The 26,234-nt window shown below is 70.3% G+C and carries 16 protein-coding genes and 1 tRNA gene; 13 read left to right on the top strand and 4 right to left on the bottom strand.

Features of this window, described 5'->3' with window-relative positions:
- Positions 1-109: 109 nt before the first annotated feature.
- A complete protein-coding gene (locus LR394_RS20990; RefSeq protein WP_231444525.1) occupies positions 110-1,861 on the top strand; it encodes a hypothetical protein in 1,752 nt (583 codons plus the stop codon).
- Between the two features lie 13 nt (positions 1,862-1,874).
- On the opposite strand, the gene LR394_RS20985 is transcribed toward LR394_RS20990, so the two are convergent.
- Positions 1,875-3,233 (bottom strand): hypothetical protein, encoded by a 1,359-nt coding sequence (locus LR394_RS20985; protein ID WP_231444524.1) that lies wholly within the window; start codon positions 3,231-3,233, stop codon positions 1,875-1,877.
- Positions 3,233-4,282, bottom strand: a complete 1,050-nt coding sequence (locus tag LR394_RS20980; protein WP_407937093.1) for a sigma-70 family RNA polymerase sigma factor — start codon at positions 4,280-4,282, stop codon at positions 3,233-3,235. The genes LR394_RS20985 and LR394_RS20980 overlap by 1 nt, the downstream gene beginning before the upstream one ends.
- 272 nt (positions 4,283-4,554) lie before the next feature.
- On the opposite strand from LR394_RS20980, the gene LR394_RS20975 reads away from it, so the two are divergent.
- Both LR394_RS20975 and LR394_RS20970 read left to right on the top strand, forming a co-directional pair.
- Positions 4,555-5,217: a pyridoxamine 5'-phosphate oxidase family protein gene (locus LR394_RS20975; protein ID WP_231444519.1), complete on the top strand. Its 663-nt coding sequence runs from the start codon at positions 4,555-4,557 to the stop codon at positions 5,215-5,217.
- Between the two features lie 228 nt (positions 5,218-5,445).
- The gene (locus tag LR394_RS20970) at positions 5,446-6,621 is read left to right on the top strand and encodes a sensor domain-containing phosphodiesterase (protein ID WP_231444517.1); all 1,176 of its coding nucleotides are present in this window, start codon (positions 5,446-5,448) and stop codon (positions 6,619-6,621) included.
- 23 nt (positions 6,622-6,644) lie between these two features.
- Here LR394_RS20970 and LR394_RS20965 read toward each other — a convergent pair whose 3' ends face one another.
- Positions 6,645-7,685, bottom strand: a complete 1,041-nt coding sequence (locus LR394_RS20965; RefSeq protein ID WP_231444515.1) for a GGDEF domain-containing protein — start codon at positions 7,683-7,685, stop codon at positions 6,645-6,647.
- A 534-nt stretch (positions 7,686-8,219) separates the two neighbouring features.
- Positions 8,220-8,295, bottom strand: a tRNA-Arg gene (locus tag LR394_RS20960).
- 2,624 nt (positions 8,296-10,919) lie between these two features.
- Between LR394_RS20960 and LR394_RS20955 the strand changes: the two genes are divergently transcribed.
- The 10 genes from LR394_RS20955 (at position 10,920) to cobT (ending at position 26,232) form a co-directional block, all read left to right on the top strand.
- On the top strand, positions 10,920-12,773 hold the full coding sequence (locus LR394_RS20955; protein WP_231444513.1) for a dynamin family protein: 1,854 nt from the start codon (positions 10,920-10,922) through the stop codon (positions 12,771-12,773).
- Positions 12,774-12,898: 125 nt separating this feature from the next.
- Positions 12,899-14,758, top strand: coding sequence for a GTPase (locus LR394_RS20950; protein ID WP_231444511.1), 1,860 nt, complete (start codon positions 12,899-12,901; stop codon positions 14,756-14,758).
- 247 nt (positions 14,759-15,005) lie between these two features.
- Complete coding sequence (locus LR394_RS20945; RefSeq protein ID WP_231444509.1) at positions 15,006-15,614, top strand: single-stranded DNA-binding protein; 609 nt, start codon at positions 15,006-15,008, stop codon at positions 15,612-15,614.
- Positions 15,615-15,880: 266 nt separating this feature from the next.
- Entirely contained in the window at positions 15,881-16,867 is a 987-nt protein-coding gene (locus tag LR394_RS20940; RefSeq protein ID WP_231444507.1) for a cobalamin biosynthesis protein, read from the top strand.
- A gap of 197 nt (positions 16,868-17,064) precedes the next feature.
- Positions 17,065-18,585 (top strand): cobyric acid synthase, encoded by a 1,521-nt coding sequence (locus LR394_RS20935; RefSeq protein WP_407937092.1) that lies wholly within the window; start codon positions 17,065-17,067, stop codon positions 18,583-18,585.
- A gap of 295 nt (positions 18,586-18,880) precedes the next feature.
- The gene (locus LR394_RS20930) at positions 18,881-20,992 is read left to right on the top strand and encodes a VWA domain-containing protein (RefSeq protein ID WP_231444503.1); all 2,112 of its coding nucleotides are present in this window, start codon (positions 18,881-18,883) and stop codon (positions 20,990-20,992) included.
- Positions 20,992-21,606 (top strand): cob(I)yrinic acid a,c-diamide adenosyltransferase, encoded by a 615-nt coding sequence (gene cobO / locus LR394_RS20925; RefSeq protein ID WP_231444502.1) that lies wholly within the window; start codon positions 20,992-20,994, stop codon positions 21,604-21,606. Before LR394_RS20930 ends, cobO begins: the two co-directional genes overlap by 1 nt.
- A gap of 34 nt (positions 21,607-21,640) precedes the next feature.
- Positions 21,641-23,116 carry a cobyrinate a,c-diamide synthase gene (locus LR394_RS20920; protein ID WP_231444500.1) on the top strand — a complete coding sequence of 492 codons (1,476 nt, stop codon included), beginning with the start codon at positions 21,641-21,643 and terminating at the stop codon, positions 23,114-23,116.
- A complete protein-coding gene (cobC, locus tag LR394_RS20915; RefSeq protein WP_231444497.1) occupies positions 23,116-24,735 on the top strand; it encodes an Rv2231c family pyridoxal phosphate-dependent protein CobC in 1,620 nt (539 codons plus the stop codon). The genes LR394_RS20920 and cobC overlap by 1 nt, the downstream gene beginning before the upstream one ends.
- A gap of 306 nt (positions 24,736-25,041) precedes the next feature.
- The gene (gene cobT / locus LR394_RS20910) at positions 25,042-26,232 is read left to right on the top strand and encodes a nicotinate-nucleotide--dimethylbenzimidazole phosphoribosyltransferase (RefSeq protein ID WP_231444495.1); all 1,191 of its coding nucleotides are present in this window, start codon (positions 25,042-25,044) and stop codon (positions 26,230-26,232) included.
- Positions 26,233-26,234 lie beyond the last annotated feature (2 nt).

The following is a 26,234-nucleotide window of genomic DNA, read 5'->3' as shown; positions in this document are numbered from 1 at the left end:
AGGGCGGGCGGTTGTGGGGGCGCAGACGATCACCGGTCCCAGGCGGGCCGAAGAACTAGCCGAAGAGCTGAACCGACCCGGGCGTACCCGGCCCACGGCGGTAGTCACGGTGGCGCGCGGTGCCAGCCGCCCGTACATCGACGCGGACCGCCTGGCCGTCGAACTCGCCGGGCTGGCCGACGTCTACCTGATCTGCGATCCGGCCGCGTCCTGGGCCTTCTCCCGGGGTATGCCCGAACTGACCCAGGTCTACGGCGGCGCCGGCCGGGTCTATCCGATCGGCCTGGAGTGGGTGCACGAACCACGGCGCTCGCGGCTGCGCTTTGCGTACTCCGAGGCCGAGGGCGTGATCACCACCGAGCGCCTGCTTGAGGACGGGCTCAAGGCGGCCGGCGGCGCCGGTCTGCTGTCCATGCCGATGGGTTCGTCCAGTCGGGCGGCGTTGCCCGAGGTGACCGGGATCGTCAGCGGTTGCCCGAACCCTTCGCAGGCGATGGTGAACCTGACCGACGGACGGTACGCCACGATCCAGGTCGGCCTGCTATGCCCGGGCGTGGCCTCGGAGCGGCTGTTCGAGCGGAGCATGCAGGTCCGCGGCGTGTTCGACGACCAGTCTCGCCGGCTCGATGTCTCGGGGATGCTGGCTTCGCCCGGTGAGCGGCTGGCCGAGATCGTCGACGGTGAGGTGCTGCTCGGACGGGTGGAGTCGGTCGGGACGGCGTCGTGCGAGATCGCGCTGCTGCCGGGGATATCGGCATCGGTGCCGCGGGCCCGGGTGACCGATGATTCGGCCGAGGACCTGCGCGACCTGCTGTCGGTGGGTGAAGTTGTGCCGGTACGGGTCGGCTCCGGTGGCTCTTCGCTGAGCATTGTGGACGCCGACGAGGATGCCCCCGTACGGTCTTTGGCGGTGTTGCCCGGCGGGCCCGGATGGCTGGTCATGCCGGAGGCCGGGGCTGTCGCGGCACCGGTCGTGGCGCCGGTTGTCGCGGATACGCCGGAACTGGCTGCGCTCAAGTCCATCCCGGCCCAGATGACTTCGCCCGAGGTGCGCCTGGGCGTGCCCAGTTATCTGGAGAAGCCCCACGCGAAATCGGCTGACAACGTGGCGATGTTGCGTCACGGTTCGCCGGTGCGGATGTTGCCCCGGCCTTCGCCGGCGATGTTTGCTGCGCGGGCGGTGCAGGTGCTTGAGCGCCCGGTGCGTAAGGATGCCCTTCAGAGTACGCAGCGGGCGCTGGAGGAGGCCCGGGCCACGATGCGGGCGACATTGATCGAGAAGGCCCGGCTGGAGCAGGAACTTCGCTCGTCCACGTTGGAGCTGCAGCACTTGGAGGCTGAGCTGGCCCGTAAGCACGGGGTGCTGGATGCGCGGGAGAAGGAGCTGGAGCGGCTGCGGCGGCGCAACCGGAAGGGGGCGCAGCGCGATCATCGGGAGACGTTGTCTTCGGACGACCTTTTCACGGATGCCGAGGAACGGTTCCGGTTCGATGTGACGGTGTGCTGGGCCCGGCGGATTCCGGCGGGGGAGAAGGCGGGGCGTCCGCTGGCCGGGTATCGGCTGGGGCCGCGCTTTGTTGCTTCGCTGGACGAGACGCCGGGGCTTGATCGCGGCAAGGTGATCGATGTGGTGGTGGAGGTGCTGACCGGGCTGGCCGGGACGTCGGCCGGGCGGCAGATGCATGCGCTGCGGACCGGTGTGGGTGGGAACGACCAGCCGGTGCGGCGGGATGACGGGGCGACGTGTTTCCGGGTGGCGTTGCAGCGTAATGCTCCGCAGGCCCGGCGGTTGCACTTCTGGAAGGTCTCGGACGGGATCGAGTTCTCCCGGGTGGTGCTGCACGACGATTACGAGCCCTGAGCTTCGGCTCAGATCAGGGTTCCAGACGGTCGAGGGCTGCCTCGGCCCGGTCCAAGGACTTGGTCACCTCCTTCAGATGACGTTGCTGGCGGGTGACGTCGCGTTCGGCTCGTGACACCCGCCGGTCGCCGGCATCGAGTTTCCTCCTGAGCGAGACGATCTCGGCTTGCAGCTCGTTGAGGCGGGCCTGTAGTTCGGTCTGCTCAGTGGTGGCCTCGTCGAGCTCTAGTTCCTTCTGCCGCAAGGCTTCTTCGGCGGTGTCGAAGTCGGCGCGGGACTGGGTGAGGAGCTCTTCGGCCTCTCGGCGCCGGGCTGCCTGCTTTTCTGCTTTGACCTCCTGCGCTGGCTTTTTCGCGGTTCCTTGCTCTTTTTGCTCGGCCGAGTTCTCGGCGGTGGGCTGAGGCGCCGAGCGCTGCTTCTCGGTAGGCCGGTGTTCGCCTGCTGAGGGTTCGGTGCCTGATGGTTGGTGATCCTCATCCTGACGTAGATCTTCTGGGTGCGAGGCAGGCCGGCTGCTGCTGAACGTCTTTCGGTGCGGGGCGGTGCCTGGCGACTCGCCGTGCTTCTGACTCCGGGCGGGAGCCAGTTTCGAGTCTTCGCGCTTCATCGGGCTTGTCTTGGCGGACCTGGCGCTACCGCCAAGGTCGCCGCTGCCGCTGCCAGGGCCCCCTCTGCTGTCGGCCCGGGCGGGCTTGCCGGCCTTGAGCGGGGTGGCCGTGGCCTCCGTGACGTCGACTTCGCCGAACCCCGCGAAGGTGAGCGCCCGGGTGAGTCGCCCGGACATCACCGCCAACGAGGCTTGCTCGTCGGCCACGGCGGCCCCGAGCGTGTCTTCCAGCTCGCGGCGCACCGCCGCACTGACCTTCTGCCCCGCCTCGGCAGCGATCTCGTCGGCCTGCCGGACCAACGCGGCGACCAAGCGCTGCCTCTCCTTGGTCAGCTCGCGCATCAGGTTGGCATCCAGCGCGGCCTGAGCCTCCCGCAGCTCCTGCCCCAGCTGCTCGAGCCGTTTCATCTCCTCGCCTGCACCCCGATCACGGGGCGTCTGCTTCCGGCGCCCCTGCTCACCGGTCGCCTGCTCACCGGTCGCCTGCTCACCGGTCGCCTGCTCACCGGTCGCCTGCTCACCGGTCGCCTGCTCACGGGGCGCCTGCTCACCTGGCGCCTGCCTCCCGAGGGCCTGCTGACCCCGGGCCAGCTGATTGATCAGCCAGGCCGAGGTGGTGGGCCGACGCAGCTCGCCGATGGCTCTGGCCGTCTGCGGGTCCTTGGCCTGGCGGGCTTCGCCGGTGAGACGGGAACGCTCGGTGGTGAACCGGCCCGGCTCGACTGCGTACAGCTCAGCTGCCGCCTCTTCGAGCGAAGGGGCCACTAGTCCAGCCGATCCGGAAGACCGAAGTAAGGGAACAGCGTGGGGGTGTCGAGAAACGTGGTCATCTCGGTGATCCGCCCGTCGACCACCTGCAGCACCTGCAGGCTCCACGGCGTCCAGCCGCCCTCAGGGGCCACCCGGTACTGACCGAAGGCCGGCATCCCGTTGGCCGAGGTTCGCACCAGCCGGGAGCCCTGACACTCGTGGCCCGGGCCGGTCATCCAGGCCACGATCTCCTCGGGACCGCTGAGCCACAGGTCGAGCGGCGGCATCGACATGGTGGCGTCCTCATGCAGCAGCGCGACCAGGCCCTCCATGTCGTAGTTCTCGAAGACTTCGAGGTAGCGCTGCAACAGCCGGGCCGACTCGTCCTCGGCGTCCGGGGCGCCGGCCCGGGCTCCCGCCGTCGCCTTGGCGATCGCCTCTTCCGGAGTGGTGCCGTCGGTGGCCAGCGTGGCGCGGGCCCGCTGCAGTGCGCTGTTGACCGAGGCCACCGAGGTGTCCAGCAGTTCGGCGACCTCCGCGGCGCGCCACTGCAGCACCTCGCGCAGGATCAGCACCACCCGCTGCCGGGGCGGCAGGTTCTGCAGCAGAGCCACGAAGGCCAGCTGAACCGTCTCCCGTTGGACCGCGGCCTCGGCCGGATCCGCCGTACCGGCCAGGACCCGCCCGTCCGGGATCGGCTGGATCCAGGTGGCCTCGCCGAGCGGTTCGCCCAGGACCACCTCGGCGGTCTTCTGCGAGGGGCCCAGATCCATCGGCAGGGCCCGGCGCTCGCGGCCCTTCAGCATGTCCAGGCAGACGTTGGTGGTGATCCGGTACATCCAGGAGCGCAGGGCCGAGCGGCCCTCGAACCGCTCCAGGCCGCGCCAGCCCCGGATCATCGCCTCCTGCACGGCATCTTCGGCCTCGAAGGCCGAGCCGAGCATGCGGTAGGCATAGGCCGTAAGTTCGGTGCGGAACTGCTCCAGTTCGTGCACCTGATGGGCTTGCGGTTCGTCCCCCGTGACCCCGAGAGCGGCCCCATCTACCGTCCTGACCTCGCTCATCGTGACGATCCCCTTCGCATCGACGGCCGAGTCGTTCATCTGCCCGCAAGCGTAGGGGCGGCCACCGACAATCTTCCGGCGCTCGGCCCGAGTGAGGAAGACCTGGCCGTTCCTCGTCCTCAAATCAGGGGGAACCACCCAGGAAACCCGCACTGCCTCCGGGACCGAAACCCCATTGCCAGCCGCGTCCGCTTCGGACAGGGTCTGCCGTAGGGGCATGGAAGCCCGGCCGACCCCGGCGGCCGGTCCGGGGAATCGTGCGGAGGTAAGACATGCAGGATGTCCAGGACGGCCGGAACGCGGTGCTGACCGAGGTGACCAGCGTCGCCGCCCTCCGGGAGATCATCGGCGAGCCGATCCCGAGAGTGGCCCACAAGGTCCGGCACCGGCTGGAGGAACCGCATCGTCAGTTCCTCGCGGCCTCACCGTTCCTGCTGCTGGGCACCTCCGCGGCCGACGGCTCGGGCGACGTGTCCCCGAAGGGCGACCCGGCGGGCTTCGTCCAGGTCCTGGACGACACCACGATCGCGATCCCCGAGCGGGCCGGCAACCGGCGCGTCGACGGCTACCTGAACATCCTCGGCAACCCCCAGGTCGGTCTGCTCTTCCTGGTGCCTGGCCGGGACGACACGATGCGGATCAACGGCCACGCCCGGATCGTCAGCGACGGGCCCTTCTTCGACGCGATGGTGGTCAAGGGTCACCGGCCGGTCCTGGCCCTGGTGGTCGACGTCGAAGAGATCTTCTTCCACTGTTCCAAGGCGTTCCTGCGCTCCCAGCTCTGGCATCCCGAGACCTGGGAGCCCGAGGCGGTGCCCTCCCGGGCCCGGATCGCCCATCAGCTCGAGCGCTCGGACCAGTCGCTGGAGACGGTCGAGGCGTACTACAACTCTCCGAGTTACGCGGAGGGTCTGTACCCGGTGAACCAGGAGTGACGAGAGTTGGCCCGCCCGCTCGGTAGTGGTATAAATCACACTCGTTGCAGATGGGGTGGAAGGCACCTTATGGCAGGATTCGACGGGAAATCCTGTCACGGGTCCGGCGCGCAATCCGTTCGTCCTTGGTCGGCTGAAAAGCTTCACCAGGGCACCCGGAGTTCGCTCCCGTAAAATCAAGCTGGGTCTGACGAGCAGCGCGCCGAAGTGCCGGGATGGGGCCAATCTGTGGAAAGTATCGAGGCGGCCTCCGTGCCGCCTTTTCCGCGTCAACGTGTTTCTGGTGAGGACCTGGAAATCCGGCGGCTTCTGCGGCTGGCCCGGGTCCATCTGGGCATGGAGTTCGCGGCGGTCGTGGAGGTCTTCGGCGACCAGGTCGCCCTGCGCGCGGTCGACTGTGGCCAGACCACACTGAGCTTCCTGCTCGACCGCCACCTGCCCGCCGACGGCACGTACGCGCAGCGCATCCTGGCCGGCACACTGCCGACCCATCTGGCCGACACGCACTGGCACCCGGGCACCCGTGACCTGCCCTCCACCCGGGTCAACGGGGTCGGCTCGTACGCGGCCGCCCCGATCGGCCCGGCCGCCCTGCTGATCTGTGCCAGCGGCAAGAGCACCCCCGGCCTGGACGAGCGGGCCTCGCAGTTCCTCTCCCTGCTGGCCGAGGTCGTGGGCGAGCAGGTGCGGCAGGCTCATCTGTGGGAGTCCGGCCGGATCCACGAGGCGCTGGACGCGGCCCGGTTCCGGATGGTCTACCAGCCGATCGTCGACCTGGCCCAGGGCAGCGTGGTCGGCTACGAGGCGCTCGCCCGGTTCGACGACCCGGGATTTCCCACTCCGGCACATGCTTTCGAGGCCGCCAGCCGGGCCGGGGTCGGCGTGCAGCTGGAACTGCTCACCATGAGCTCGGCGCTGGAGATGCTGCCCGTGGTCCCGGGTGGGGGCCGGCTGAACGTCAATCTGTCGGCCGAGGCGCTGATGACCCCGAGCGTGGTGGACCTGCTGCTGCACCACGCCCAGTACCCGCTCAGCGTGGAGATCACCGAGCACACCCAGGTCCGGGACTACGCCTCGCTCTCGGAACCGCTGGAGCACCTGCGCCGGGCCGGGGTCGAGATCGTGGTGGACGACGCCGGGGCCGGGTTCGCGAACTTCGTGCACCTGCTCAAGCTGCGGCCTTCGGTGATCAAGCTGGACATCGAGATCGTGCGCGGGATCGACCAGGACCCGATGCGCCTGGCCCTGACCCGGAGCCTGGTCGGGTTCGCCGCCGAGGCGAAGGTCTCGCTGGTGGCCGAGGGCATCGAGACCGACGGCGAACTGCAGACGCTGCGCGCCCTCGGGGTCGGGTTCGGGCAGGGCTTCATCGTCGGGCGCCCGGCGGATCTGCCCGCGGCCTGAGGCGGCCGGTGCTCCTGGGCGGCTCAGTCGTCCAGGAGCGAGGAGAGCACGGCGGTGCTCTGGCCACGATGCTTGGCCTCGTACTGAGCCTGATCGGCGGCGCGGAAGAGATCGTTCGCCGACAGGTGCGGCCAGGCCCGGGTCGTGCTGGCCACCCCGCACGAGACGCCGGCCCCGGCCGGTAGCTCGCAGGCAGCCGCGCACAAGGCGTTCGCGCAGTTCAGAACGGCCAGGACGGAGTGGTTGGGGACCAGGACGACGAACTCGTCGCCCCCGACCCGGGCGATCATGCTGCCGATCAGCGGGGAGAAGTGCTGCACGAGCAGCCGGGCGACCGAGGTGAGCAACTGGTCGCCGGCGGCGTGACCGGCGCTGTCGTTGACTCGTTTCAGCCCGTTGACGTCTACCGCCACGGCGGACACCCGGCGCGGCCCGGTTGTCGCCTCGGCGCCGGAGCGGTTGCGGGCCCGGCCGTCATGATCGGGGCCGAAGGTACTCAGATGGCTGACAAGACCCTGCCGCGGACCGCGCCGGTGCTGAAGCGCCACGGCAGCGGCATCGTCCAGGGCCCGCCGGTTGGCCAGGCCGGTCAGCGGGTCGCGGAAGGCGAGCTGTTCCAGCGCCTCGAAGTGGATGGCCCGGGAGAGGGCCCCGGCCAGGATCGCGCAGAGCGCCTCGGTGTAGGCGAGGTCGAACGCCGAGAAGCGCTCGAGCCGGCTGTTGCGGGTGGCGTAGAACTCGCCCCAGAGCTGGCCGTCGACGATCAGCGGGGCGGCCAGGGCGGTGCGCTTGCCGAGCTTGCGCAGCAGCTCGACCTCGATCGGGTCGCTCAGCGGATCGTCCACGTCGGTGACCCAGACCTTGAGGTCGGACAACACCTGCCGGGCCTGGGGGTAGTCGTCGAAGTGGTACGTCTCGTCGAGCGGCCAGCGCTCCTCGTCCGGGGCCAGGTCGCCGGAGTTGATCAGCGTCTGCAGGGTGCTGGTGCCCGGTTGCAGCCGGCTGATCGAGATCGAGCTGGCACCGAGCGCGGTGAGGGCGGACTCGCTGGCCAGCTCCAGCATCTGATCGAGATGGATGGACCGGCCGAGGGCGCGCGCGACCGCGGCGAGGCTCTGGATCCTGGCCGTCGCCTCATCGGATCTGGCAGTTGCTTCGTCGGATCGTGGTGGCACGCCTCGTCCGTCGGGATCGGTCGGGACTGATTCGCCCGAGTTCGGCACAGAAGGTGATGATGCCATCGTTCGGGGGCAGATGACTTTGAGTCTTCGATCAGTAACCAGGATGACCACCTGAGCGGGCGTCAGGTGTTGGTTTTCTGCTTTTGGACGTGCGGGTCGGCCTGGTCGTTGCGGTGCGCCTGCTCTGTGGTTGCCCGAGCCGGTGGGCCGGTGCGGTGCGCTGTATCGCCCTGGAGGTGTGCCCCGATCGAGCCGAGTGCTGTCCGATCCATGGCGGTTGCCTGGGCGGAGGGCGAGGCGCCGGTCCGAGCCGATCAGCTGTCACGCGATCAGCGGACGGAGGCCCGGCGATGCTGATGCGTCCACGGTGAGCGGCTGAGGCGGGTGGCCCGGCAGTGCTGAGGCTGGTGGTGCTGGTGGTGCGCCCGGCAGGATTTGAACCTGCGACCGACAGATTAGAAGTCTGTTGCTCTATCCGCTGAGCTACGAGCGCGCGGGGGGTTGCTGCGCAAGGTGCCGGTGTCTCCAGCGCCTCGTTCACTGACCCCCGACCGCGATGATACCGGCGCGTCGCCTCCGATGAAGGGAATATGGAATCACTGCGTCGGCGGACAACGGGTAAAAGGTGCGAACCGCACTTTTGGCTTGTCGGACGCCTGTGGGAGATTGGCCTGCAGATTAAAGAAGTCGCTACCAAGAGTATTTGAATGAATGCGAAGAGTTTATGTAGACCGCCTCTCGGTGCATTCATCGGGAATCTTCGTGAGCTAGATCTCGCAGTACGCCCAATCGAAGGTTTCGGCGTGGGTTGGCCGTGTTCCAGGCGGGGAAGCAGTAAACATAGGTTCCAAGGCTGGGGTGCCAGGCCCCTTCCTCATGCATTGAACAATTAGTTATCTTTGCTCGACGGAACGTATTGCATTCGGTCGTCGGGACGGCGACGTTGCGGACGACAGGGAGGTGGACGGCGCTGTGAGCCCGGCACGAGATGGCCGCCGCACGGAAGATCTTGGTGGCGCCGACGAACTCGGCGGCGAACAGCATCATCCAGGTAGGTCCGGAGAACAGGACCGCGAAGGCACGATCCCGGCCTGGGTCAGCGAAGGTAGCGCTGCGGCCGGCTCCTGGCGGACCGGTGTCCAGGCCCGTCTGGTCGAGTTGGAGGAGATCGAGCAGGCCGAACGCGAGAAGGCTGCGCCGGCTTCGTACCCGGTCGGCCGAGGGGATGCAGGGGTCCCGGCGGCGGCAAGTGTGGGCTCGACGAGCGCTGATGGTCCCGTTGGGGCTTCGGGTGCGGCCTCTGGCTCGCCTTTCGCCGAAAGTGTGCCCGTGAGCCGCGGCGACACGCCTGCCCGTGGGATGGCTCCTGCGCGTCGGGTTGGTCCGGCCGTGTCGTCGTGGGTGGGTGGTTCTGCCGGCGCCGCCCAGAGCCAGACGCCGCCGCGTCGGGCCTGGCCGGTGAGTAAGGGCGGCGTGCACGTCGAGGGAACGAGCGGCGGCGCTGCAGAAGCCGACGTTGCTGGCGTTGGCGCTGACTCTTCGGCGGCTGAGGCTGACGCGGCCGCTGAGAATGGTCGTGCCGCAGATGAGGGCGTGTTCGCTCCTTCCGTCGGCCGATCGGTTCCGGGGGCTGGCGCGGCCGCTACCCCGTTGGGGTCGGAGGAGGCATCGCAGCTCGGGCCTCGTCCGCCTGGGTCGGTACCGCCGGTGAGCCCCACGGACTGGCTTCGAGCCGGAGCCGTGGGTGGCGTCGGTGCTGGCGTTGGGGCCGAGGGCAGGTCTGGTGCCGGTGCCAGCGGTGGTGTCGGGGCTAGCCTCGATGCTGGGACCGGTGTCGGGGGTACTGCGGACGTCGAAAGTCTGTTGCCGCCTGGTGGCCAACTTTCGTCCGGTAAACCAGATTCGACGGTTGGTGCCATTGGCCCACAAGCGGGGGAGAGCGCCGTTGTCGGGTCGACTTCGGCTTCCGTTGGAGCGGCGCACCCTGGGGTGAGCCGCCTCGGAGAGACCCGCGGCGAAGGGGGCAACCCGCGAAACAACAGCCTTGGAGGGGCTAATCCTGGAGAGGTCGGCCCTGGAGGACCCAGCTCTGACGGGATCCGCAGTGGAGAGATCCACGGTGACAGGGTCGGTCTGGGCAGCAGCAACCCTGAAGGGGTCGGTCCGGAAGCAGTCGGCCTTAAAGGAAGCAACGGCGGAAGCGTTCTCCCTGGCGGCGGTCACACGGGAGTGGGCGATCGCCGGGCACCTCAATCTCAAGTGAGCCGCACCGGCCTGAACTTTGCCGGAGCGAGCCTTCCTGGGGGAGGGCGTCCTGGTGCAGGTCCGGTGCCACGCGGCGCGAGGACCTCCATCGGCACCGGGCCCATTTCCATGCCCGTCAAGGCCGAAGCGGGCCCAACGACCGACGGCGCTTCGGCCGGGTCGAACCCTGAGTCGAACGCCGAGGGCCCTGCCGGATTCGCCGCAACCGGAGTTCATCCGGCTGCCCGTGACTTCCGCGCCAGGTCTGCAGTTGGTGGTCAGGTGAGCGGTACGCCGCCTCAGGCGCCGGTTGCAGCCGGCGCGAATGCTGCTCGCGATGCAACGAATCAGCCCGGACAGGCCGAGGGCGCTCGCCAAGGTGTCGTGGAAACCTCGGCTGCGGCCGAATCGTGGTTCCGTCCCGGCGCAGATGGTACAGGCCGCCGTGGTGCTCAGGAGCAGAAGTCGGAGACCACACCGAGTGCACACCCCTCCGCTGCCGGGGTCGCTGGCGGGACGAATTCTGCGGAAGGCGGTTCCGTTGGAGGAAACGTGGAGACCGGCTGGGGCAGAGGCGAAAGTAATGACCGGAAGGCGGGTTTCGCTGCTCCTGTCGGTCGCCCCTGGGTGCGTGACTCGGACGGCGGGTTCGCCGGACGTGATGTTGCCGGACGGGAAGGCGCTGTCGGCCGTAATGCTGGCTCGGTCGCCGGTCGAGAGGCGGGTGGCTTGAGCCCGGGCGTCAGTGAATCGAGTTCGCCGCAAGTGGCTCTCGGTGATCAGGCCTCTGGCCAGGACTTGCTCGGCTCGGGGAGGGCGGGCCGTGGGCAGGCTGACCAAGGTGCGCCAGGCTTCGGCCCTTCGGCCGGACAGATGGTCGCCAGTTCTGGAACGTCGGGGAACCCGGCCGCTGCCAAAGCCGCACCCGTCCAGACCTCGCAGACCAAGAACAGCGGTGAACTTGCTGATCGGGACGAGATGAATGCCAGTACTACGGTGCCCAAGCGCCTGGCTGCGGTGGAACGACTGCGTACCCAGGTGGCCACGCTGCCCCTGACGCTGGACGTGGAGGGTGTGGCCGCGGTCCGGAAGGAGCGCGAAGACCTGCTCAGTCAGCTCGACGACTACGTCCTGCCTCGTCTGCAGCGGCCGGACGCCCCCGCGCTGGCCGTGATCGGTGGTTCGACCGGTGCCGGCAAGTCCACCTTGACGAACTCGATCGTCGGTCGTGAGGTCACCCGTTCCGGAGTACTCCGCCCGACCACGCGCTCGCCCGTTCTGGTGCATCACCCGCTGGACTCGGGCGCGTTCCTGTCGCAGCGGATCCTGCCGCGGCTCACCCGGGTCACCTCCGAGGCGCCCGAACCGGTCCAGCCGATCGATCCGAACGCACCCCGGATCACCGGCCTGCGACTGGTGCCGTACGACGGTCTTGCGCCCGGTCTCGGGATCCTGGATGCCCCGGACATCGACAGCCTGGTCGAGACCAACCGGGATCTCGCGGTGCAGTTGCTGCAGGCGGCGGACTTGTGGATCTTCGTGACCACAGCTGCCCGTTATGCCGACGCAACGCCCTGGACGATGCTCCGGCAGGCTGCCGAGCGGGGTGCGGCGATCGCCGTCGTTCTCGATCGCGTACCTCCGGAGTCGCTGCAGGAGCTGCGTATTCACCTGGCCACCAAGCTGCGCGACCAAGGGCTCGGCGGAGCGGCGCTGTTCACCGTGCCGGAAAGCCCGCTGGAGAACGGCTTCCTGCCCGCTGCGGCGGTCAAGCCGCTGCGGGACTGGCTGCGCCGGATCGCCGGTGACGACCGTTCGCGATCGGTCGTGGTCGAGCGGACCCTGGCCGGGGCCCTGCGCAGTCTGCCGCCCCGCGCCCGGCTGCTCGCGAAAGCCGCTGCTGCGCAGGCTGATGGCTGGTCGCAGCTGTGGGAGGAGACCGACGAGGTCTTCATCCCGGCGCGCTCGGGCATGCTGTCCCGGCTGGGCGACGGATCGCTGATGAGCGGGCAGGTTCTGTCGCACTGGCAGGAGTCCATCGCCCGTGGTGATCTGGGCTCGCGGCTGGGCGGCACCACGACCACCCGCACCCAGCGCATCGGGGCGGCGCTCACCTCGCCGGAATCGAGCGACGCACCACTGACGTCCACCATTTGCGAGGCTGTTTCGGCGGCGGTGCACCACGACGTGCGAACCGCGATGGAGCAGGTGGTCACGACCTGGCGCAAGCACCCGTACGGAGTCGGCCTGCTCACCGCCCGTGGGCATCAGGTGACGCCCACGGAGCGGGAGAAGCTGCTGGCCAAGCCGGTGGACGACTGGCGCCGCGCGGTTGCCGAGCAGGTGACGAAGGCGCTGGGACAGGTTCGTGCGGAACGCCCGGACCTGGTTGCGGACGAGCAGACGGTGGTGGACGTGATGTTCGCCCTCGCGGTGGCTGGGGATCATGCCGACACCGGCTCCCAGGCTGCGGCGCCGGATCCGGCCGAACCGGCGCTCGCCGGCGGTTCCACCACGGGGGCCCGCCTGGCCGTCGAGGAACTGCTGGGGCAGGAGAGCGTCCGTTCGATCGTCGAGGCCGCCCGCGCCGATCTGCTGGAACGGGCCGGCACCGTGATGGACAACGAGCGGCTGCGGCTGGAGCGTGTCCTGGAGAGCCCCGAGGGCCTCGGCCTTCGTGTGGGGGCCCTGCTGGATGCCGCTTCTGCGGTGAATATCGCCGAATGAGCCCTACCCTTGAGACCGACGAAGACTGACGCGAGCCCGGGCCCGACGGCCCGGGCCGCCGCGTCGGCACCCACCATCTTTGTGAGAGCGACAGGACCGATGACCCGAAAGGTTGGCGAGACCCGGTGACCGACGTGATGGGGCGCGTCGCCGCACTGTCCGCGGCCCTCGACTGCGGTGCTCCCTGGCTGCCGCCGGAAGCCGTGAAGAACACCCGGGACCGGATGGAGCATGTCGGCCACCGGCTCGACCTCGGCACCGAGCGCACGGTGGTCGCCCTCGTCGGCGCGACCGGCAGCGGAAAGTCCAGCCTGTTCAACGCGATCGCCGGGATGGACATCGCGGCGGTGGGGGCCCGGCGGCCGCTGACCAAGTCGGCCATGGCCTGTGTCTGGGGTGAGTTCGGCTCGCAGAGCCTGCTGGACTGGCTGAAGGTCCCGGCCGATCGCCGGATGACCCGGGAGTCGGTGCTCGACGCCGACGACCAGGCCGCTCTGCACGGGCTGGTGCTGCTGGACCTGCCGGACCACGACTCGACCGAGGTCGTGCACCGGGTCGAGGTGGACCGCCTGGTGCGGATGGTCGACCTGATGATCTGGGTGGTCGATCCGCAGAAGTACGCGGACAACGCCCTGCACGCCGGGTACCTGCAGAAACTGACCAGCCACGACGGCGTGATGCTGGTGGTGCTCAACCAGGTGGACAAACTCGGCCCGGACGAGGTCGAGACCTGCGTGACCGACCTGCGCCGCCTGCTGGACGGAGACGGCCTGGGCCGGGTCGGCATCGTTCCGGTGTCGGCCACCCGTGGTGACGGCGTGGAGGAACTGCGCGCTCTGCTCTGCGAGGTGGTCCAGGACCGGTTCGCCGTTCTCGAGCGGATCGAGAGCGACCTGGACATCGCCGCCGAGGAGATCGCCGCCGGCCTGGCCGCTTCGGAACCGGGCTCGGGACAGCCGGTCTCGCAGGAAAAACTCGTCCAGGACCTGGCCGCGGCGACCGGTGTGCCGGCGCTGCTCGATGTGCTGAGCGCCGAACACCGCCGCCGGGGCAAGGAAAAGCTCGGCTGGGCACCGGCCTCCTTGCTCTCCCGTTTCCTGGCCTCGCGCCGACCGCAGGCCGGAGCGGCAGAGACTCGTCTGCGGGCCGAGACCGCCTCGCTCAAGGCCCTGGCCTCGCCTGCGCAACGGCCGGCGGTCCGCCTGGCCGTCGAAGCCATGGTCGCCGACAACGCTGATCCGCTGCCGACCCGCTGGGCGGCCGAGGTGCGCGCCATCGTGGCTCGCGCCGGGGACCCGGCGGTCTCGCCGCAAGATGCCCTGCTGCCCGCTGCCGGGGCGGCCTCGGCCGGTCGAGCGCGATCGTCCTCGGGGGCGAGCGCCGTCTCGCAGGGGCGCGGCCGCCACACTCCGGCCTACGGGATGCCGATGCTCACCCCTGGAGCAGGTACCAGTGAGGCGCCCGACCCGGACGGTCTCGCCCGGGTTCTGGACACTCGCCTGACCGCTGTGGATCTCACGTTCACGGTCCCGGTCTGGTGGCGTGTGGTTCAGGCCTTTCAGCAGATCTTCTGCGGGGCAGCAGTGCTGGGCTTGGTCTGGGTTGTCGCCGCCGGCCTGGGGCAGGCGGCCGGACTGGATCTGCCCGGCGTTCTGGGAAGTCTTCCGGCTGCTCTTGTCCTCGCTCTGGGCTCGGTGGCGGCCGGGCTCGTCCTTGCTCTGCTCTCGCGCTGGTGGCTGATCACCGGTGATGCAACCCGCCGGTCCGAGCTGGAGCGCCGACTGCACGAGGCCGTGGCCGAGGTTGCTGCTGAGCGTGTGGTCGGCCCGGTCCGCTCGGTGCTGGCCCGGCACCGGGAGACCCGGCAGGTGCTGCTGGGCGAGCGTTCCCCGTCGGCCGGTCCCGGTGCGAGCCCTGAGAGCCAGCCCTCGAACGCCGCGCAGCAGGGCGCCGGGACTGAACCGGTGGCGGCTCTGTCCAGCTGAAAACCTGCCTGAGGCCGATGCGTTCATGCCTCGATGATGCCCAGAACGGCCGTGCGGAACCATCTGCACGGCCGTTCTGTGGATAAGCCGGGGTTCCTGCTTTCCACAGGTAGGCACGATCGCCTACTTATCCACAGGAGTCCTTTCCGGCTTTCGGAACGGCCGCTCATTGGCTGAGCCTGGATACCTGCTCGGGCATTCGGCCCGGCCATCCCCGGCCCTCGGCCGGTGACGAAAGGGGTCCTCAGTGAACGACATCCAGGTAGTCCTGCGGGGGAATCTCGCGAGCGAGCCGCGCTTCGTCACGTTCGACGACGGCAACACCGTGACCAGTTTCCGGCTGGCCTCCACGTCGTCGTGGTTCGACCGTAACAACAACACCTGGGTCGACCGGCGCACCACCTATGTGAGCGTGAACTGTCGGCGGGCGCTGGCCACGAGTGCGCAGCAGAGTCTGCGCAAGGGGCATCCGGTGGTGGTCACGGGCCGGCTCTGGGAGCGGGCCTGGGTCAAGGACGAGCGGTCCGGTCGCACCCTGGAGGTCGAGGCCGAAACCGTTGGTCACGACCTGACGTTCGGGGTCTCGGCCTTCACTCGCGTCCTGCGCAGTTCGCGCGACCGGCACACGAACGAGGAGGACGCGGCCGGGGAGAAGAGCAGCAGTGAGGCCGGGCCGGACTCACCCGAGAGTCAGCCGGACGCTGCCGCGATCTACGAGGCGGTCCGGAAGATCGAGACTCCAGTCACCGATGTCTCCGGGCTCCCGGTTCTCGACGACAAGGCGGACGAGGCGGATGGTTCGGACAGTGAGAGCGACCGGGCCTCGGACGACTTCTCGGTGACTCGCGCAGGCTGACCCCAGCGCAGGCTGACCTCAGCACCGGACGGACCCAGCGATGGACTCGGCCCAGGACAGAGGACCCAGCACAGGGGCTGATCGGCGCGGGTCGGCCGGCGTGACCTGATCGGCGCGCACTCTTCGGTGCGTGCCGGTCAGCACAGGCTTACCGGCACGACGGAGTGCCGGTGAGGTTGCGCTGCCGGAGTTCAGGAAGGCCCTCGACCCCATGCCGGACCCCTCGTGCGCGGAACCGACTGCCTGGTGCGGCAGGATTCGTGCCTATGAGCTTCGTCCAGTCGACCGGCCGTGACCTGCGAGCACGGGCCGCCGGGATCGTGATCGGGGTCCTGGCCGACGCCGTCTTCGGTGACCCTCGGCGGGGGCATCCGGTGGCGTTGTTCGGTTCCTGGGCCGGTCGGCTCGAGCAACGTCTCTATCGGCCTAGCCGGCGGCGCGGGGCACTCTTCGCTGTCGTCGCTACCGGGGTTCCGGTCGTGGCCGTTGCTGGGGTGGACAAGTTGTGTGCCGGTCATCCGGTGGGGCGGGCCGGTCTGACCGCCCTCGCCACCTGGACTGCGCTCGGCGGTACCAGCCTGGCCAGAGAAGGAGATCGGATGGCCGTCGCCCTCGAGGCCGGACACGTGCTGCAGGCGCGTGAGCTGCTCACCCACCTGTGCGCGCGGGACCCGTCCGAACTGGAACCGCCGGAACTGGCCCGGGCCACGGTGGAGTCGCTCGCGGAGAACACCTCAGACGCAGTGGTGGCTCCCTTGTTCTGGGCGGCGCTGGCCGGGCCGGCCGGGGTGATCGGTTATCGGGCGGTGAACACGCTGGATGCGATGGTGGGGTACCGCTCCGATCGGTACGAGCGTTTCGGCTGGGCGGCGGCACGTGTGGACGATGTGGTCAACCTGGTGCCTTCTCGCGTCACCGGGTTGCTCACCGTGGTCTGTGCTCCAGTGGTCCAGGGCACGATGGGTGAGGCGTGGGCCGTGTGGCGGCGAGACGGAGGACAGCATCCCAGCCCCAACGCGGGGCAGTGTGAGGCCGCGGCGGCGGGCGCTTTGGGAGTGCGTCTGGGCGGGACGAATACTTACGGGGGGCAGGAAGAATCGCGGCCGGCGATGGGGGAGGGGAACCCGCTGCCGGACGTCGGTGATGTGCGCCGGGCGGTGAAGCTCGGTCGTTCTGTGGGAGCACTGGCGGCGGCTGTCGCTGCGGCCGCAGTGCTGATGACGGCTCGGCGTGGACGAAAAGCGGTGCAGTGAGATTCGGTCGCCACGGGGCCAGAAGGCTCACGGGGCCAGGAGGACCAGGAAGCCGGCCGATGACGCTGGTAAGGGAGTTGACGGTGGCAGGGCGATGACGGTGACCAAGCGATGACGATGACGGGGCGATGACGGTGGCAGGGAGTTCGGTGCAGGGCGAAAAGGGCGCGGCCGCGCCGGAACCGGCGTTCACGTCGATGCGCGGCGGGCTGATGGTGGCCGGTACCACCTCCGACGCAGGCAAAAGCGTTCTGGTGGCCGGGCTCTGCCGCTGGCTGGCCCGGCAGGGTGTGCGGGTGGCTCCGTTCAAGGCGCAGAACATGTCCCTGAACTCGTTCGTCACCCGGGACGGGGCCGAGATCGGCCGGGCCCAGGCGATGCAGGCCCGGGCGGCCCGGATCGAGCCTGAGGCCGCGATGAATCCGGTCCTGCTCAAGCCCGGCAGCGATCGCACGTCCCAGGTCGTGGTGATGGGCCGCCCGTTCGCCGAGGCCGGCGCCCTGGACTACGGCGACCTCACCCCGCAGCTGCTGCCGGTCGTCCTCAACGCCCTCGAAGACCTGCGGTCCCGGTTCGACGTGGTGATCTGCGAGGGCGCGGGCAGCCCGGCCGAGATCAATCTGCGCCACCGCGACATCACCAACCTCGGCCTGGCCCGCCCGGCCGGTCTTCCGGTCCTGGTCGTCGGCGACATCGACCGGGGCGGGGTGTTCGCTGCCCTGCACGGCACGCTCGCCCTGCTCGACGCGAACGACCAGAAGCACATCAGCGGGTTCGTGATCAACAAGTTCCGGGGCGATCCGGCCCTGCTCGACTCCGGGCTGAGCATGATCCACCGGATCACCGGGCGTCCGGTGCTGGGGGTACTGCCCTACCTCACCGGTCTGTGGCTCGACGTCGAGGACTCCCTCGACCTCGAGAAGGACCGGGGGCCGATGCGTGCGCCGCTGGGCACTGACGTCCTCCGGGTGGCGGTGCCGCGTCTGCCCCGCCTGTCCAACGTCACCGATGTCGACGCGCTCGCGGCCGAGCCGGGCGTCGCCGTGCGCCTGGTCCACCACGGTGCCGAGATCGCCGGTTCCGACCTGGTGGTGCTGCCGGGCACCCGGGCCACGGTCAACGACCTGGCCTGGCTGCGTTCCACCGGCCTGGCCGACGCGATCATCCAGCACGCCGCCGCCGGCCTTCCGGTCCTCGGCATCTGCGGCGGCCACCAGATGCTCGGGCGCCTGGTCAGTGACGAGGTGGAATCCCGGCAGGGCAGTGTGCCCGGGCTCGGGCTGCTGCCGACCCGCACCGACTTCGGCGCGCAGAAGGTACTGGCCCGGCCGAGTGGAACCGCGCTCGGGCAGCCGGTCGCGGGGTATGAGATCCACCACGGTGTGGTCACCCTGGATCCGCAGGCGCCGCAGTCGCAGCTCAGCGCCGCCGAGGCCTTCCTGGACGGCTGGCGCAGCGGCCCGGTCTGGGGCACGACCTGGCACGGCGCCCTGGAGAACGACGGCTTCCGCCGGGCCTTCCTCACCGAGGTGGCCGGTCTGGCCGGGCGGGACGGCTTCCAGGTCGCGCCCGACACGTCGTTCTCCGCCCTGCGGGAGGCCCGGCTGGACTCGCTCGCCGACATGGTGGCCGATCATCTGGACGTCGCGGCGGTAACGCGGCTGATCAACGGGGGTGTGCCGGACGATCTTCCGTTCGTGCCACCGGGCCGCCCATGATCACCGGGTCGGCCGCGGTCGTGACTTCGTGCGGAGGATTGCCCGGTCATCCGAATGTGGCAGTATCCGAGGCGACCTGTGCGGAGGAACGCCGGTGCAGGAGGACGGCCACATCGGCCGGTCTCCGAGTCCGGGGCGGTCCCGCCACTGTGACCGGACACGATCCGGAAGCCAGGTACTTCGATCAGGTCCCCACGCCCGCCTGGGCGTGGTGTGCGCGAGCGGCGGGCGTGGAGACCCGCCGGGAGTGGAGGAACCCCAGGTGCCCCCGTACCCGTTGACGGCCGTTGTCGGCATGGACGATCTCGTCCTGTCGCTTCTTCTTTCCTCGGTGGCCCCCGACATCGGCGGCGTGCTTGTCCGTGGTGAGAAGGGCACGGCCAAGTCGACCGCGGTCCGCGCCCTGGCGAACCTGCTGCCTCCGGTGGACGTGATCTCCGGCTGCCGATTCGGCTGCGACCCGCACGCCCCGGACCCGGACTGCCCCGATCAGCCGCACGGCCACGAGCACCACCCGCGCCCGGCCCGGCTGGTCGAGCTGCCGGTGGGTGCTACCGAAGACCGTCTGCTCGGCTCTCTCGACCTTGATCGAGCGCTGTCCGCCGGTGTGCGGGCCTACGAGCCCGGTCTGCTGGCCGGGGCGCATCGCGGCATCCTGTACGTGGACGAGGTCAACCTGCTGCACGACCACCTGGTGGACGTGCTGCTCGACGCGGCGGCCATGGGACGCGTGCACATCGAGCGCGAGAGCATCTCGATCACCCACGCCGCGCGATTCGTGCTGGTCGGCACCATGAACCCGGAAGAGGGCGAGCTGCGCCCGCAGCTGCTCGACCGGTTCGGCCTGACCGTCGAGGTGCGAGCCAGCCGGGACCCCGATGTGCGGGCCGAGGTGGTGCGCCGCCGGCTGGCTTTCGACGCCGATCCCGAAGCCTTCATCAAGGAGTGGCAGGAGGCCGAGCGCGAGCTGGCCGCGCGGATCGTCTCCGCTCGCGAGCACCTGGCCACGGTCGAGCTCTCCGACGGCGTCCTGCGTCAGATCGCGGCCGTGTGCGCGGCTTTCGACGTGGACGGGATGCGCGCCGACCTGGTGGTCGCCCGCACCGCCCGGGCGCATGCAGCCTGGTCCGGTCGGAGCAAGGTAACCAGTGAAGATGTCCGCGTGGCAGCGATGTTCGCGCTGCCGCACCGGCGTCGGCGGGATCCGTTCGACGCTCCCGGTATGGACGAGAACCTGCTCGACGAGGCTCTGCGCAACAACACCCCCGAGGATCCCGAACCGCCCGAGACCGACCCGGACGGTGGGCCCGAAGGTGGTCCCGGCGGCCAGGACCCGAACAACTCCCAACAGAGCGAAACTGGGGACGATCGCCAGGACACCGGTTCGCACCAGGACTCGGCGACGGGGCCGGCTGAGCAGCCGGGCACCCAGAGCCAGCAGCACCCGGACCAGCAGCCTCAGGGCCGGCAGGCCGAAGGTCAGCAGGCCGAGGGGCAGCAGCCGACCGGGAAGAACCCGACCCAGAACCCGCAGCAGAACGCCGAAAGCCGGACTCCGGCCGCGACGCAGGACGCGGTCGCCGCCACGAATCCGTTCAAGGTGCGCTCGTTCAAGGTTCCGGGCCTCGGAAAAGGCGCATCCGGGCGACGTTCCCGGGCACTGACCGAGTCCGGCCGGACCATCGCGACCTTGCCGCTGACGTCCGAACGCAGCTCGGGCCGGGTGCACCTGCCGGCCACCCTGACCGCCGCCGCCAGCCAGCAGCACGCCCGCGGCCGGCTACCGGGCGGCCCAGTTGTGCTGCGCCGTGACGACATCCGGCTCGGCGTGCGCGAAGGCCGCGAGGGCAACCTGATCCTCTTCTGCGTCGACGCCTCCGGCTCGATGGCCGCCAAACAGCGCATGGCCGCGGTCAAGGGCGCCGTGCTCTCCCTGCTCCTGGACGCCTACCAGCGCCGGGACCGGGTCGGGCTGATCACCTTCCGGGGTCAGGAGGCCGAGCTGGCGCTGCCGCCCACCGGCGCGGTCGAGGCCGCCCGGATGCGTCTGGACCGGCTGCCCACCGGCGGCCGCACCCCGCTCTCGGCCGGGCTGCGCAAGTCCTGGACCGTGATCGGCAACGAGAAGCTCCGCGACCCGCACCGGCGTCCGTTGCTGGTTCTGGTCACCGACGGCCGCCATACCGCCGGGGAGGACCCGACGCCCATCGCCGCCGAGTTCGCCCGCCGCGGCATCCGCAGCGTGGTGGTGGACTGCGAACGCGGCATCGTGCGCCTGGGCATGGCCGGAAAACTCGCCGCCGGCCTCGGCGGAGAACTCATCACCCTGGACGACCTGCGCGCGGAGTCGCTCGCCGGAATGGTTCGTGACCAGGTCAACCAGCAGACGGAACGAAGGATCGCCTGATGCCTCAGGGCCAACCGGTGGCCGTCCCCCGCGACGGGCTCACCACTCGCCAGCGCCGCAACCGGCCGCTGGTCATCGTCCACACCGGCACCATGAAGGGGAAGTCCACCGCCGCCTTCGGCCTGGCCCTGCGCGGCTGGACCCAGGGCTGGTCGATCGGCGTGTTCCAGTTCGTGAAGTCGGCGAAGTGGAAGGTCGGCGAGGAGAACGCGTTCCGGGCGCTCGGCCGGCTGCACGAGCAGACCGGTGAGGGCGGCGCGGTCAGCTGGGCCAAGATGGGCGAGGGCTGGTCCTGGTCGCGCAAGCCCGGCTCGGACGAGGAGCACGCCGAGGCCGCGCTGGAGGGCTGGCGGGAGATCCAGCGCCGGCTCGCCGCCGAGGAGCACGGGCTCTACGTGCTGGACGAGTTCACCTACCCGATGAAGTGGGGCTGGGTGGACGTGGCCGAGGTGGTCGAGACGCTGCGCAACCGGCCCGGGCACCAGCACGTGATCATCACCGGCCGGGACGCGCATCCCGACCTGATGGACGCGGCCGACCTGGTCATGGAGACCACGAAGATCAAGCACCCGATGGACGCGGGCCAGAAGGGCCAGCGGGGCATCGAATGGTGATCACCGCCCTCCTGCGCCCCTCGGCCACCGGCCGATGACCGCCCGGATCGTGGTGGCGGCGCCGGCCAGCGGCCACGGCAAGACCAGCGTGGCCACCGGCCTGCTCGCCGCCTTCGCCGCCCGGGGACTGACGGTCAGCCCGCACAAGGTTGGCCCGGACTACATCGACCCGGGCTACCACGCGCTCGCCGCCGGGCGCCCGGGCCGCACCCTCGATCCCTGGCTGGTCGGCGAGGAACGCCTGATCCCGCTGTTCAAGCACGCCTCCGCCGCGACCGACCTGGCCGTCATCGAGGGCGTGATGGGCCTGTACGACGGGGCCGCCGGCCGGGGCGAGTTCGCCTCCACCGCCCACGTGGCCCGCACCCTGGACGCCCCCGTCCTGCTGGTCGTCGACAGCACCGCGATGGGTCGCTCGGTGGCCGCGCTGGTCAAGGGCTTCGCCGGGTTCGACCCGCGGATCAGGGTCGGCGGCGTGATCCTGAACCGGGTCGGCTCCGACCGGCACGAGATGATCCTGCGGCTGGCGCTGGAAGAACTCGGCATCCCGGTGCTCGGCGCGATCCGCCGTCACGATGCACTCGCGACGCCCTCTCGGCACCTGGGTCTTGTGCCCGCCGCCGAGCGCTCCCAGGAAGCCGTGGACGTGGTGCGCGGGCTGGGTGCGGTAGTGGCCGACGCGGTGGACCTGGACGCGGTGCTGGCCCTCGCCCGGTCAGCCCCGGAGCTTCCCGGCCCGGCCTGGAACGCCGCGGACGAGATCGAGGCGGCTCGAAAAACGACGGTTGTTGCGGAAACCGGTGACCTCTGGCCCGAAAAGAAGGGCCGAAGGTCAGGAACCGGGTTCGGCCGGCCGGTCGTGGCGATGGCCGGCGGGGCCGCGTTCACCTTCTCCTACGCCGAAACCGCCGAGTTGCTCACGGCGGCCGGGGCCGATGTGGTCACCTTCGACCCGCGCAAGGACGAGCGCCTGCCGGAGGGCACGAGCGGGCTGGTGATCGGTGGAGGCTTTCCCGAGATCTACGCAGAGGAACTGTCGGCCAACCGTCCGTTACGAATTGCCGTTGCTGCCCAAGCAAAAGCTCAAGCTCCCATCGTGGCGGAGTGCGCGGGTTTGCTCTACCTGGCACGCTCTCTCGATGATCGGGAGATGTGCGGTGTGCTGGACACGGACGCGAGTATGACCGGCCGGCTCACCCTGGGATACAGAGAGGCGACTGCGATGAGTGACTCCGTCCTCGCCACCGCCGGCGCAACGGTGCGTGGCCACGAGTTCCACCGGACGGCCTGCCGTCCGGGCACGGGTGTCACCCCTGCCTGGGAATGGACGGCCCCGGACGGGAGCCGGCAACGGGAGGGATTCGTCGAAGGTAGTGTCCATGCCTCCTACCTCCATCTGCACTGGGCTTCGATGCCGGGCGCCGCGCTGCGCCTGACCGAGGCCGCCCGCCTGAACGTTGCCCGTATCTCGACCGGTGCCCCCGGTAGAGGAAGAGAGGTCAAAGCCTGATGTCGACCACCGCAGCTTCCGACACCGGCGCGACCGACGGCCGCAGCCCCGAGGAGATCCGCGACCGCTACAACACGATCGGCCCGATCACCGGCAGCCTGCACCTGGACCTGCAGGGCACCGGCGAGCAGATCGTGGTCGGCATCGGCTCGCGCCGCGGCGTCGGCATCCGGGACGTGCGGATGGCGATGGGCCAGGCGCTGTCGATGGCCGGCCTGCGCGCCCGCGACGTGATCGCGATCGCCACGGTCGACGCCAAGCAGAGCGAGGAGGCCCTGCTCGAGCTGGCCGACGTGCTGAACGTCCCGCTGAAGTTCCTGCCCGCCGACGTCCTGGCCGGCCAGCAGGTCCCGAATCCCTCGCCCACGACCGAACGGCTGGTCGGGGTGCCCTCGGTGGCCGAGGCCGCGGTGCTCGCTTCGGACGCGCAGCTGATCGGCAACAAGCACACCTACCGCGGTGTCACGGTCGCCCTGGGCCGGGTGGCGCAGGGTGCCCCGGCCCAGCAGGCCTCACCGGGCGCCTACGCGATGAGCACCGAGCCGGGCGCCTACGACGAGGCGTACATCGCCGAGGACCTGGGTCACCACGGTGACGCCGAGGTGGCTCCGGGGCTGGTCGATCTCGCCGTCAACGTGCGTGGTGCCGCCCCGCAGTGGCTGCAGCAGCGGCTGCGCGACGCGGTGGCCGACCTGGCCGCCTACCCCGATCCGCGCGCCGCCACCGAGGCGATCGCCGCCCGGCACGGCCGCCCGGCCGACCAGGTGCTGCTGACCGCCGGTGGCGCCGAGGCCTTCGTGCTGCTGGCCCGGGCGCTGGCCCCGCACCGCGCGGTGATGATCCACCCGCAGTTCACCGAGCCCGAGGCCGCGCTGCTGGCGGCCGGCCACGAGGTGCAGCGGGTGGTGCTCGCCCCGCCGTTCCAGATCGATCCGGGCATGATCCCCGACGACGCCGACCTGGTGATGGTCGGGAACCCGACCAACCCGACGTCGGTGCTGCACCGCGCCGAGACCCTGATCGCGCTGTCTCGCCCCGGCCGGGTGCTGGTGGTCGACGAGGCGTTCATGGACGCGGTTCCGGGGGAGTCGCAGTCGCTGGCCGGTAGCCCGCAGCGGCCCGCGCCGAACGTGCCCGGCCTGGTCGTGGTCCGGAGCCTCACCAAGAGCTGGGGCCTGGCCGGTCTGCGGATCGGTTATCTGCTGGGCGCCCCGGAACTCCTGCGCGCCTGCGCGGCCACCCAGTCGCTGTGGGCGGTGAACTCGCTGGCGGTGGAGGCCGCGCTGGCCGTCACCACGCCGGAGGCGCTGGCCGAGGCCGACGGTTTCGCCAAGCGCCAGGCCGAGGCGCGCGAGCACCTGATCGGGGCCCTGGCCGAGGTTCCCGACGTGGACGTGCTCGGCCCCGCGGCCGCTCCGTTCGTCCTGCTGCGGGCCGGCGGGCCGGACCCGGCGGGCGTGCACCTGCGGCTGCGTCAGGCGGGCTGGGCGGTGCGCCGGGCCGACACCTTCCCCGGCCTCGGCTCCGGCTGGCTGCGGGTGGCGGTGCGCGACGAGTCCACCTCGGACCAGTTCGCCGCGGCCCTGAACCAGGCCGTGCACCCCGCCCCGCAGCAGTAGTTCAAGATCCAGAACAATGGACGCGGTCCGGCCTGAGGCGGTTACCCCGCCGAGGTGCCGGGCCGAGTCAGTAAGGCGCCCGAGCAGTACCCCTGCCCGGGCGCCGCATGCTGTCAGGACGTCGGTCCGGCGGCAGGCCGCGCTGCCCCTGCTGGTCATCGGTCCCAGCGCTGCAGACGGCGACGCCGCCGACCACGACGCCGCAGACAACCAATACGTCCCGACCAGCGTCCGGACGAGCACCACCCCGGTGGGACCATCACGCCGACCAGGCGTCACCCGCCCCGACAACGCCAGGAGCACCACATGACCGCCGTCCAGGGCCAGGAACCGAGCCCCGAGCAGCCTCCGAACCAGCCCCAGAGCCTGGAGCAGGCTCAGGCCACACTCGACGCAGCCCTCGCCGCGATCCGGCCGGCCGACCCGAGCGCACTGGAGGCCGCCCGGGACCAGCAGGCCCGTCTGACCAAGCCGGCCGGCGCCCTCGGCGTGCTCGAAGAGGTCTCGATCCGCCTGGCCGGGCTGGCCGGAACCTGCCCGCCGCCCGACCCGTCTCCGGCTGCGGTGGCGGTGTTCGCAGCTGACCACGGCGTTCACGCCCAGGGCGTCAGCCCCTGGCCGCAGGAAGTCACCGCTCAGATGGTGGCCAACTTCCTGGCCGGTGGCGCCGCCGTCAACGTGCTCGCCCGGCAGAGCGGCGCCGCGGTGGTCGTGGTCGACGCCGGCGTGGTCACCCCCCTCGAGTTGGCCGAAGATGCCCTGGCCGTCGACGCCACCGACATCCAGCCGGAACAACCCCGGTTGATCGCCCGGGCGGTGCGCAAGGGCAGCGACGACATCTCGGTCCGCCCCGCGATGACCCGCGAGCAGGCGATCCGGAGCCTGGCCAGTGGCATCGAGATCGCCGGGCAGCTGGCCGCCTCCGGCTACCGCGCCCTGGTCGCCGGTGACATGGGGATCGCCAACACCACCGCCTCGGCCACCCTGATCGCCGCCTTCACCGGCTCCGACCCGGCCTCGGTCACCGGCCGCGGCACCGGCATCGACGAGGAGGCCCACCGGCACAAGGTCGGCGTGGTCCGGGTCGCGCTGGCTCGTCGCACGGCCGAGAACGACACTCACCCGCAGGACCCGATCGACATCCTGGCCTCGGTCGGTGGCCTGGAGCACGCCCAGATCGCCGGGTTCATCCTCGGTGCCGCCGCCCACCGCGTCCCGATCGTGCTGGACGGGGTCATCGCCGGCGCCGCCGCCCTGGTCGCCGCCGCCCTCGCGCCCGCTGCCCTGGACGCGTGCCTGGCCGGTCACCGCTCCGCCGAGCCCGGTCACGCCGTCGCCCTCCAGCATCTGGGCCTGACCCCGCTGGTCGACCTGGAACTGCGCCTGGGCGAGGGCAGCGGCGCGGTCCTGGCTCTGCCGTTGGTCCGATCGGCTGTCGCCGTGCTGCGTGAGATGGCAACGTTCGACACCGCGGGCGTCACCGAGAAGAGTTCCTGAGA

It is taken from the genome of Kineosporia babensis (assembly GCF_021129305.1).
GTDB classification, from domain to species: Bacteria; Actinomycetota; Actinomycetes; order Actinomycetales; family Kineosporiaceae; genus Kineosporia; species Kineosporia babensis.
Note: the sequence above shows the minus strand (reverse complement) of the source record. Positions and strands in the feature narration are given on the sequence as shown.